The sequence below is a fragment of the Nocardia farcinica genome, assembly GCF_029867845.1.
GTDB lineage: Bacteria > Actinomycetota > Actinomycetes > Mycobacteriales > Mycobacteriaceae > Nocardia > Nocardia farcinica_A.
Genome location: NZ_JARWRU010001208.1, coordinates 1 through 4,621, shown reverse-complemented (window position 1 = coordinate 4,621; position 4,621 = coordinate 1). Strand labels below are relative to the sequence as shown.

The 4,621-nt window shown below is 70.0% G+C and carries 3 protein-coding genes; all 3 read left to right on the top strand.

The genetic code is table 11. The annotated features are described in order from the left end of the window. Positions 1-958, top strand: a 958-nt coding sequence (aceA, locus tag QH283_RS26780) for an isocitrate lyase (protein ID WP_280505710.1), incomplete at its 5' end; no start/stop codon positions are given. Positions 959-1,193: 235 nt separating this feature from the next. Beyond that, entirely contained in the window at positions 1,194-2,066 is an 873-nt protein-coding gene (locus QH283_RS26775) for a 3-hydroxybutyryl-CoA dehydrogenase (RefSeq protein WP_280505709.1), read from the top strand. 225 nt (positions 2,067-2,291) lie between these two features. Then, the coding region (metE, locus tag QH283_RS26770; protein WP_280505708.1) for a 5-methyltetrahydropteroyltriglutamate--homocysteine S-methyltransferase at positions 2,292-4,621 on the top strand (2,330 nt) is incomplete at its 3' end.

The following is a 4,621-nucleotide window of genomic DNA, read 5'->3' as shown; positions in this document are numbered from 1 at the left end:
GTACCCGGCCAACTCGGTCCCGCAGGTCGTGCGTCGCATCAACAACGCGCTGCTGCGCGCCGACGAGATCGCCAAGATCGAGGGCGACACCTCCGTCGAGAACTGGCTGGCCCCGATCGTGGCCGACGGTGAGGCCGGCTTCGGTGGCGCGCTCAACGTCTACGAGCTGCAGAAGGCCATGATCGCCGCGGGCGTCGCCGGCTCGCACTGGGAGGACCAGCTGGCCTCCGAGAAGAAGTGCGGCCACCTGGGCGGCAAGGTGCTCATCCCCACCCAGCAGCACATCCGCACCCTGACCTCGGCCCGCCTGGCCGCCGACGTCGCCGGCGTGCCGACCGTGGTCATCGCCCGCACCGACGCCGAGGCCGCCACCCTGCTGACCTCCGACGTCGACGAGCGCGACCGTGAGTTCCTGGACGGCACCCGCACCTCCGAGGGCTTCTTCGGTGTGAAGAACGGCATCGAGCCCTGCATCGCCCGCGCCAAGGCCTACGCCCCCTACTCCGACCTGATCTGGATGGAGACCGGCGTCCCGGACCTCGAGGTCGCCAAGAAGTTCGCCGAGGCGGTCAAGGCCGAGTTCCCGGACCAGCTGCTGGCCTACAACTGCTCGCCGTCCTTCAACTGGAAGGCGCACCTGGACGACTCCACCATCGCCAAGTTCCAGAAGGAGCTGGGCGCGATGGGCTTCAAGTTCCAGTTCATCACCCTGGCCGGCTTCCACTCGCTCAACTACGGCATGTTCGACCTGGCCCACGGCTACGCCCGCGAGGGCATGACCGCCTTCGTCGACCTGCAGGAGCGCGAGTTCAAGGCCGCCAAGGAGCGTGGCTTCACCGCCATCAAGCACCAGCGTGAGGTCGGCGCCGGCTACTTCGACGCCATCGCCACCACCGTCGACCCCAACACCTCGACGGCCGCGCTGAAGGGCTCCACCGAAGAGGGTCAGTTCCACTGAGCCGACACGGCCGGTGACAACTCCGGTTCGGTAGCGGGACCGCCCCTGTCCCGCTCGCGAGCCAGTCGTCCTCTACGCCAGTAGGGGTGTACTGCCCTCCCTCGTCGAACAGCCCCGGCGAGGGAGGGCATCCCTATACCTTGGGGGACCGGCGCACTCGGCGGTTCGCCGCCGGCGCGACCGCCGTATCGGCCCAGCCAGACCACCAGCCAGACCAGACCAGCAGGAGCGGGACGTGAGCAGCGAGAAGATTCAGCGCGTCGGAGTCATCGGCGCCGGACAGATGGGCGCCGGAATCGCGGAAGTGTGCGCTCGTGCGCACGTGGACGTGCTCGTCTACGAACAGACCAGGGAACTGGCCGCCGCGGGCCGCGCCCGCATCCTGCGTTCGCTCGATCGCGGCGTCAGCAGCGGCAAGATCACCGAGCGCGAGCGCGAGCAGGCCGCCTGGCGGCTGCGCTTCACCTCCGATCTGGGCGACTTCGCCGACCGGCAGCTGGTTGTCGAGGCCGTCGTGGAGAACGAGGAGGTCAAGACCGCGATCTTCGCCGAGCTCGACAAGGTCGTCACCGACCCGAACGCCGTGCTGGCCTCCAACACCTCCTCCATCCCGATCATGAAGATCGCCGTCGCCACCGCCAAGCCCGAGCGCGTGGTCGGCATGCACTTCTTCAACCCGGTGCCGGTGCTGCCGCTGGTCGAGCTGGTCACCACGCTCAAGACCAGCGAGGCCGTCTCCGCTCGCGCCGAGGCCTTCGCCTCCGACGTGCTGGGCAAGCAGGTCGTTCGCTCCTCGGACCGCTCCGGCTTCGTCGTCAACGCGCTGCTGGTGCCCTACCTGCTCTCGGCCATCCGCATGGTGGAATCCGGGTTCGCCACCAAGGAGGACGTGGACAAGGCCATGGTGCTCGGCTGCGCCCACCCGATGGGCCCGCTGGCGCTGACCGACCTGGTCGGCCTCGACACCGTCAAATCCATCGCCGACTCCATGTACGCCGAGTTCAAGGAGCCCCTGTACTCGGCCCCGCCGCTGCTCAGCCGTATGGTCGAGGCCGGCCTGCTCGGCAAGAAGACCGGCGCGGGCTTCTACCAGTACAACAACAAGTAACAACCCAGGGCTGCCGCGGGTTCGTGACGCACCCCGTTACCGCCGCGCGCGGTGACGGGGTGTCCGTGCTCCGGGACCGCCCGGACCACCGGGGACCCGCCCGACCCTGCCCCGGCGCTTAGCGGGGGATACCGCGCCGCCCGACCTAAGCAGCAAGGACGAGAGCGCAGCGCTGAGCGTCGCCGGTCGGCGGACGCGCAGCCGATCGAAAGGGAGATCCCGCGCATGGTCAACGTCACCGAGGGTTACGGATCGAGCATTCTGGGCTACCCCAGGATCGGACCGCACCGGGAGCTCAAGCGCGCGCTCGAGTCCTACTGGCGCGGCTCGCTCGGCCGCGAGGAGCTGCTCGAGGTCGGCCGCGAGATCCAGGAGTCGCAGTTCCGTGAGCTGGCGGCCACCGGCCTGACCCAGGTCCCGGGCAACACCTTCTCCTTCTACGACCACATCCTCGACAACGCGCTGCTCTTCGGCGCCGTCCCGCGTCGTTTCCAGGATCTGCAGGCCGAGATGCACCCGCTGGACTTCTACTTCCTGATGGCCCGCGGCCGCCCCGACCTACCCCCGCTGGAGCTGGTGCGCTTCATCGACACCAACTACCACTACCGCCAGCCCGAACTCGAGCCCGACACCGAGTTCTCCCTGCACCCCGAGGCCTTGCTCGACGAGTTCGACCGCGCCATGGCGGCGGGCATCGAGCTGCGCCCCGTCGTCCTCGGCCCGGTCTCGCTGCTGCTGCTGTCGAAGGCGGGCACCGAACCCGGCGAGGCCGAGTTCGACACCCTCACCCTGCTCGACCGGCTGCTGCCGCAGTACGAGGCGCTGTTCGAGATCCTGGCCAAGCGCGGCGCCACCTGCGTGCAGCTGGACGAGCCGTCGTTCACCAGCGAGCGCACCGAGGCCGAGCTGGCCGCCTTCGAGCGCGCCTACCAGCGGCTGTCCAAGGCGCCGCTGCGCCCGCGCATGCTGGTCACCGGCCAGTACGGCGACTTCCGGCCCGCGCTGGACATCCTGGCGCAGACCGCCGTCGAGGCCGTCGGCCTGGACCTGGCCAGCTACCGCATCGACCCGGACGAGCTGGCGAAGGTGCCGGGCATCCGCCGCAAGCGGCTCTACGCGGGCGTCATCAGCGGTCGCAACGTCTGGCGCGCCGACCGCTACGTGACGCTGGAATACCTCAACGCGCTCGCCGCGGTCTGCCCCGACCTGGTCGTTTCCACCGGCTCCACGCTGCTGCACGTGCCCTACGACCTGCTCGTCGAGTACGACATCCCCGGCAATGTGGCCGACCGCCTCGCCTTCGCCAAGCAGAAGGTCGGCGAGGTCGTCTCGCTGGCCAAGGCGTTGACCGAGGGCCCGTCGGACAAGTGGCGCAAGCGCCCGCGCGAGGTGCACTTCAAGCAGAAGCACGCCGTGCGCCAGCGCGTCTACGCCATCACCCCGGAGATGCGCGCCCGCGAGCCCTACGCCGAGCGCCGCAAGGCCCAGCAGGCCAGGCTGAACCTGCCCGTCGTCCCGGCCACCACGCTCGGCTCGTTCCCGCAGTCGAGCGCGCTGCGCCAGGCCAGGCACGAACTGGCCGAGGGCAGGCTCTCCTACGAGGAGTACCGCAAGCAGGTCGAGGCCGAGATCGAGGCCACCATCCGCCTGCAGGAGGACATCGGCCTCGATGTGCTGGTGCACGGCGAGCACGAGCGCAACGACATGATCCAGTTCTTCGCCGAGCAGCTCGACGGCTTCGCCACCACCCGCTTCGGCTGGGTGCAGGTCTACGGTTCGCGCTGCGTGCGCCCGCCGATCCTCTACGGCGACGTCTCCCGGCCGGGCCCGATGTCGGTGGAGTGGACCCGCTACGCCCAGTCGCTGACCGACAAGCCGGTCAAGGGCATCGTCACCGGCCCGGTCACCATGATCGCGCGCTCGTTCGTGCGCCAGGACCAGCCGCTGTACGAGACCGCCGACCAGGTGGCGCTGGCCGTCCGCGACGAGGTCGCCGACCTGGAGAAGGCGGGCATCGCCATCATCCAGGTCGACGAGCCCGCCATCCGCGAGCTGCTGCCGCTGCACAACCGCGGCCGCGCCGAGTACCTGCGCTGGGCGGTCGGCGCCTTCCGTCTCGCCACCTCCGGCGTGCGGGCCGACACCCAGATCCACACCCACATCGGCTACTCCGGGCGCACCGAGATCGTCGATGCCATCGAGGAACTAGACGCCGACGTCACCGCCATCGTGGCCACCCGCTCCATCGAGTGGGTGCTCAAGGCGCTCAAGGACGACGTGGCCAGTGGTCACGGCCTCAGCCACGGCGTCGGCCCCGGCGTCTACGAGAGCCGCTCGGCCCGCATCCCCGACATCGACGAACTCGACGAGCTGCTCACCGCCGCCGCCGAGGCCGTGACCCCGGAACGGCTGTGGGCCAACCCCGACGGCGGCCTCAAGACCCGCCACTACTGGCAGCTGGAGCCGTCGCTGCGCAACCTGGTCGCCGCCGCCCCGCGTCAGCGCCGCCCCGCGGCCCCCCCGAGGGGGGGGTATCCCCCCCCCCCCGCCCCGCC